We start from the raw sequence: 6167 nt of genomic DNA on the forward strand, positions 1-6167 counted from the left end.
TTATTTTTAGGGCGTTCGGGCGGGCTTTCGCGAGTCGCTTTTTGGTTTAAAAAGAAAACCAAAAGAGCTTCAACAAATCGCTCAATCCCTAACGCAAATTAGTCTTTTAATAATGCCGGATCTACTTGATGAGGAATAGTAACTTTTAATTGTGGCTCTAACTCCATCGCACGTTTAATGGCAAAGATAGCTCCGTCATTACGCGCCCAAGAACGTCTGGCAATTCCATTATTCACATCCCAAAAAAGCATAGACTTTAATCGTCTGTCGGCATCTAAACTACCATCAAGTACCATACCAAAGCCACCATTAATGACTTCACCCCAGCCAACGCCGCCGCCATTATGTATGCTTACCCAAGAGGCTCCTCTAAAACTATCTCCAATCACATTTTGTATCGCCATATCTGCTGTAAACTGGCTACCGTCATAAATGTTAGAGGTTTCACGGTAAGGAGAATCTGTCCCCGAAACATCGTGGTGATCTCGTCCTAGAACTACAGGACCAATCGTTCCATTTTCAATCGCTTTATTAAAAGCTTCGGCTATTTTCATTCTTCCTTCCGCGTCAGCGTAAAGAATACGAGCTTGAGAACCTACGACCAATTTATTCTCTTGCGCACCTTTAATCCAAGTAATATTATCTTGCATTTGCTGCTGAATTTCTTCTGGAGCACTTTTCTTTAATTCTTCTAAAACCTGCGTTGCAATCTCATCGGTTTTAAGTAAATCTTCAGGCTTCCCCGAAGCGCAAACCCATCTAAACGGACCAAAACCAAAATCGAAACACATAGGTCCCATAATGTCTTGAACGTAACTAGGGTATTTAAAACTCGTACCGTCTTCGCTCATAATATCAGCGCCAGCTCTAGAAGCTTCTAATAAAAAGGCATTTCCGTAATCAAAGAAATAAGTTCCTTTTGCCGTATGCTTATTGATGGCCTCTACTTGACGCTTTAAACTTTTCTGAACTTCAGTCTTAAACTGCTCAGGATTGCTAGCCATCATTTCGTTAGCTTCTTCATAGGAAAAGCCAACAGGATAATAACCTCCTGCCCAAGGATTGTGCAGCGATGTTTGATCACTTCCCAAATCGATATGAATATTTTCTTCGTCAAATTTCTCCCAAACTTCTACGATGTTTCCATCGTAACCAATAGAAATGGTTTCTTTATTTTCTTTAGCTTCCCTTACCCGCTGGGCAAGTTGATCTAAATCACTAATCACTTCTTTTACCCAACCTTGAGAATGTCTTGTTTTAGTCGCTTTTGGGTTAACTTCGGCGCAAACCGTCACACAACCTGCAATATCTCCTGCTTTAGGCTGAGCTCCGCTCATTCCTCCAAGTCCGGAGGTCACAAAAAGTCCGCCTTGAGGTTCTTTTTTAAGCTTTCTAAATCCGTTTAAAACGGTAATCGTGGTGCCGTGAACAATTCCCTGCGGACCTATATACATAAAGCTTCCGGCAGTCATTTGCCCGTATTGAGTTACCCCTAAGGCGTTAAACTTCTCCCAGTCATCGGGTTTAGAATAGTTAGGAATCATCATTCCGTTGGTCACTACCACTCTTGGAGCATCTTTATGCGAGGGAAATAAGCCCATAGGATGACCGCTATACATCGCCAAAGTTTGTTCATCGGTCATTTCGGCTAAATATTTCATAACCAAACGGTATTGCGCCCAGTTTTGAAAAACAGCTCCGTTTCCTCCATAGGTGATTAATTCATGCGGATGTTGTGCCACCGCGTGATCCAAATTATTCTGAATCATCAACATAATGGCTTTAGCTTGTTGGCTTTTACCGGGATACTCGTCTATAGAACGTGCATAAATCTTATGTTCGGGAAGAAAGCGGTACATATAAATTCTTCCGTAAGTGTTTAATTCTTCTCTAAACTCGGGAAGTAAAGTAGCGTGATGCTGAGGCTCAAAATAACGCAGAGCATTTTGTAAGGCTAACTTTTTTTCGTCTTCTGTAAGTATTTCTTTACGTTTAGGCGCGTGATTGATCTTTGGATCGTATGTTTTTTTTGCAGGAAGTTCATGTGGGATTCCTTGTAAGATTTCTTCTTTAAAAGTCATAGTCTGGTTGTTGTGCTGTTAAATTTTAGTATTCAGTATTCAGTGATGAGCGTTCAGTAATCAGTGTTCGGTTTTTACGCCGAATTTGGTTGGATTGCGAATCATAAAATTAATTAACTTCCCAACTTCTTCGCTTCTATGTGTTAGTTCAGTATGAGTTTTTTTATCGATATAATGGCAAAGAAAAGAAAATTCTATCCAAACTTGGGTTTCGGAGTTTTCAGCATCACAGTCGGTTAACTTACTTAAAAAATGTTTCGGATATACTCTTTTCCGATAGGCTTCTGCTAAATTTGCTGATACACTACGGGAGGATCGTCTTATTTGATCGGTTAATGAATACGTTTCACTTTTAGGAAAAGATTTAGAGACCTCAAATATTTCCATAGCAAGTGATATGGATTTTTGATAAGCTAATAAATCTTGAAACCTCATAAATTTAAAATTTATAAATGATAAAACGATTTTGTTCGTCATTAACTGCTAACTGAGCACTACCAACTGATCACTAATCCCTCTTTTTATCGTATCCATAAGGGCAATGACGGCATCCACTTTTACAGCAATGACCTCTTTTTAAATGGTATTGAGCCGTAAAACATTTATAGCCTTCTGGCGTAAGATAATAATCTCCTTCTTCTAATGGAATTCTTTTCTTCATCGTCATTTGGTAAAATTACAAATTATACCAATTTAAATACCTAATGTCGTATTAAGAAACGATTTATTTGCGACATTATCTGTCTAATCTGGTAATAGCCGAATAAAATCTGCTTAAAAAAGAGAAAAACCTAGACGATTTCTCTTTATATGAGTAGAATTTAGGTGGAAGTAAAGATATGGATTGTATTTTTGAAAAAAAACGAAGCGTGTTGCATCCAACTCCTATTTTTAATCAATTTATTACTCAAAAAAACGGAGTAGAAATCTTTCTAAAACGAGAAGATTTGTTGCATCCGTTAGTCTCGGGGAATAAATTTAGGAAGTTAAAATACAACCTTCAAGAAGCTAAGAAACAAGGTAAAGATACAATACTTACTTTTGGAGGCGCTTTCTCCAATCATATTCTAGCCACTTCCGCGGCAGCGAAATTATCAGATTTCAAATCCATTGGGATCATCCGAGGGGAAGAATTAGGAGGAGAAAATTTAGAAAAAACCCTTTTGCAAAATGAGACCTTAAGAAATGCGAAAGATATGGGCATGCAATTGCTTTTTATAGACCGGGAAACCTATCGGAATAAAGACAATCCTATGTTCATAGAAGACTTAAAAAGCAAGTTAGGAGACTTTTATTTGGTGCCTGAAGGCGGAACCAATGACTTAGCAATTAAAGGATGTGAAGAGATTTTAAGCGAAGCAGATAAAGATGTTGAGGTAGTTTGCTGCTCTGTAGGAACGGGAGGGACCCTTTCTGGAATCATTAATTCTTCACACGAGCAACAACATATTTTAGGATTTTCGGCACTTAAGGGAGATTTCTTAAAAGACGAAGTAGCGCAACATGTAGAAAAAAAGAACTGGCAGATTATAATAGATTATCATTTTGGCGGTTATGCTAAAGTAGATCGGACTTTAATCGACTTTATGAACGATTTTAAGGCGAACTATAAGGTGCTTTTAGATCCTATTTATACCGGAAAGATGATGTATGGCATTTTTGATAGGATAGAAAAGGGGCAGTTTTCTAAAAATACCCGTATTTTAGCGGTTCATACTGGAGGTTTACAAGGAATTTCTGGAATAAATAAAAGATTGGTTAAAAAAAACTTACCAAAAATTAGTACTTAAAGATGAGAGGAAGAATTTTTATTGTATTGTTAGTATCAGGACTTGTATTGAGTTCTTGTGGAAGTAAAAAGGAGGTAGCTGAATCTGGTAAGGATAGAACCCATAAAACAGTGAACGCTAACCGAGGAAGAGATCATAATCCTAGAAGAAATGACAATACTGCGGTTCCTAATTCGACTAGGGGAGATGCTAATACCAAGAACCCAACTACGAATGCTCCCGTTTTTGAAGACAATAACGAATGGTATATTTATGAGTATGCTGATATTGCAAAAGATGAAATGGCGCTTTACGGAATTCCTGCAAGCATCACTATTGCACAAGGGATATTAGAGTCTAGCGGAGGGAAGGGAGAGCTTACCTTAAAATCTAACAACCATTTTGGAATTAAATGTAATGGGTGGGAAGGTGAAAAAGTATATCACGATGATGATACGCACCAAGAGTGTTTTAGAAAATACAAAGACCCTAAATACAGTTTTAGAGACCATTCCTTGTTTTTAAAAGACAGAAGACGCTATTCGGCCTTGTTTAATTTAAAGAAAGACGATTACAAAGGCTGGGCTTACGGACTAAAAAAAGCAGGTTACGCTACAGATCCTCGTTATCCCGTAAAACTAATTAGTATTATTGAAAGATACCAATTACAGCGTTTTGATGATGAAGTTTTGGGCCATGGGAATAGAGATGGGTTGTCTTCAAAAGAGACCAAGGTAGATTATACGAGCATTCGTTATACGGTTAAAAAAGGAGATACGTTATACAGTATTTCTCAGCATTACAATTTAACTATAGAAGAATTAAAGTCTATTAATAAATTAAGAAGTGATCATTTGACTATAGGTCAAAAATTATACGTAAAAACATTTTAAAAAGAAATACAGCTATGTTGTATCAAAGAAGCAGTCAACTTTTTCAAGAAGCAAAAAAATACATTCCGGGAGGCGTGAATTCCCCCGTACGGGCATTTTCTGCCGTTGGCGGAGATCCTATTTTTATCAAAGAAGCCAAAGGAGCTTATATGTATGATGAAGACGGGAAAAAATATATAGACTACATCAACTCTTGGGGACCTATGATTTTAGGTCACGCTCACCAACCTGTTATTGATGCCGTCATCGAAAAGACCAAAAAGGGAACTTCATTTGGAACCCCTACCGAAGTTGAAACGCAAATCGCAAAATTAGCCACTCAAATGGTGCCCAATATCGACCAGATTAGAATGGTAAATAGCGGAACCGAAGCTTGTATGAGCGCAGTGAGATTAGCTCGTGGGTTTACGGGAAAAGATAAAATCATCAAGTTTGCTGGTTGTTATCACGGGCATAGTGACTCTTTCCTTATTCAGGCGGGAAGCGGCGCGGTTACCTTTGGAACGCCCAATAGCCCTGGGGTAACTAAGGGAACGGCACAAGATACGTTATTGGCGAATTTTAATGATTTGAAAAACGTAGAAGAGCTTATTAAAGCGAATCCAAACGAAATTGCCTGTATTATTTTAGAACCTATCGCGGGGAATATGGGGTGCATTCCGCCACAAGAAGGTTTTTTAGAAGGGCTTCGTGAATTGTGCGACCAAAACGATATTTTATTGATTTTTGATGAGGTGATGACAGGTTTCCGTCAAGCGGAAGGAGGCGTTCAACAGCGATTAAACGTATCGGCTGATATTGTTGCTTTTGGAAAAGTAATTGGCGGCGGACTCCCCGTTGGTGCTTTTGCAGCCCGAAAGGAAATTATGAATCATTTGGCGCCTTTAGGACCCGTGTACCAAGCGGGAACCCTTAGCGGAAATCCTCTAGCGATGGCTGCTGGTTTAGCCATGCTCACCGAGCTTCACGAGAATCCTGAAATTTTTAAAAGTATAGACGAGAAAACCGTTTATCTTAAAGAAGGTTTAGATAAGGTGCTAAGCAAAAACGGAGTTACGTACACCATCAACCAAATAGGATCGATGATTTCGGTTCACTTTTCAGAAACGCCGGTGGTAGATTTTGAAACTGCCGCGTTGGGAAACAACGAGTACTTTAAAAAATTCTTCCACGGGATGTTGGAAGAAGGCATTTATATCGCCCCAAGTTCTTTTGAAACCTGGTTCATCTCTGAAGCTTTATCTTACGATGATTTAGACAAAACCATCGCCGCCGCAGATAAAATCACTGCAGGCTGGTAGATGAATTTTTTAGAAAACACATTTTTAATACTCCTCTAAATGATCTTGTAGACTTCCCCTTTTTAGGACAGTGCTAAATTAGAAAATATTATTCATTTAGACGTTGATTTTGGTTCAAATGGA

The 6167-nt window shown here is 38.5% G+C and carries 6 protein-coding genes; 3 read left to right on the plus strand and 3 right to left on the minus strand.

Annotated features, from left to right (window positions below; genetic code table 11):
• Positions 1–98: 98 nt before the first annotated feature.
• From RBU60_RS12285 to RBU60_RS12295, 3 genes are all read right to left on the minus strand, one after another.
• Entirely contained in the window at positions 99–2081 is a 1983-nt protein-coding gene (locus RBU60_RS12285) for a urocanate hydratase (protein WP_308865348.1), read from the minus strand.
• Between the two features lie 60 nt (positions 2082–2141).
• The gene (locus RBU60_RS12290) at positions 2142–2516 is read right to left on the minus strand and encodes a four helix bundle protein (protein ID WP_308865349.1); all 375 of its coding nucleotides are present in this window, start codon (positions 2514–2516) and stop codon (positions 2142–2144) included.
• A 73-nt stretch (positions 2517–2589) separates the two neighbouring features.
• Positions 2590–2742, minus strand: a complete 153-nt coding sequence (locus tag RBU60_RS12295) for a DUF5522 domain-containing protein (RefSeq protein WP_308865350.1) — start codon at positions 2740–2742, stop codon at positions 2590–2592.
• A 178-nt stretch (positions 2743–2920) separates the two neighbouring features.
• Between RBU60_RS12295 and RBU60_RS12300 the strand changes: the two genes are divergently transcribed.
• From RBU60_RS12300 to hemL, 3 genes are read left to right on the plus strand one after another with little or no spacing between them, the layout of a single operon-like run.
• Complete coding sequence (locus RBU60_RS12300; protein ID WP_308865351.1) at positions 2921–3871, plus strand: 1-aminocyclopropane-1-carboxylate deaminase/D-cysteine desulfhydrase; 951 nt, start codon at positions 2921–2923, stop codon at positions 3869–3871.
• A gap of 2 nt (positions 3872–3873) precedes the next feature.
• The gene (locus RBU60_RS12305) at positions 3874–4743 is read left to right on the plus strand and encodes a glucosaminidase domain-containing protein (protein WP_308865352.1); all 870 of its coding nucleotides are present in this window, start codon (positions 3874–3876) and stop codon (positions 4741–4743) included.
• Between the two features lie 14 nt (positions 4744–4757).
• Positions 4758–6044 (plus strand): glutamate-1-semialdehyde 2,1-aminomutase, encoded by a 1287-nt coding sequence (gene hemL, locus RBU60_RS12310; protein ID WP_308865353.1) that lies wholly within the window; start codon positions 4758–4760, stop codon positions 6042–6044.
• Positions 6045–6167: the final 123 nt, after the last annotated feature.

The organism is Mesonia profundi (assembly GCF_031085155.1).
Lineage (GTDB): Bacteria > Bacteroidota > Bacteroidia > Flavobacteriales > Flavobacteriaceae > Mesonia > Mesonia profundi.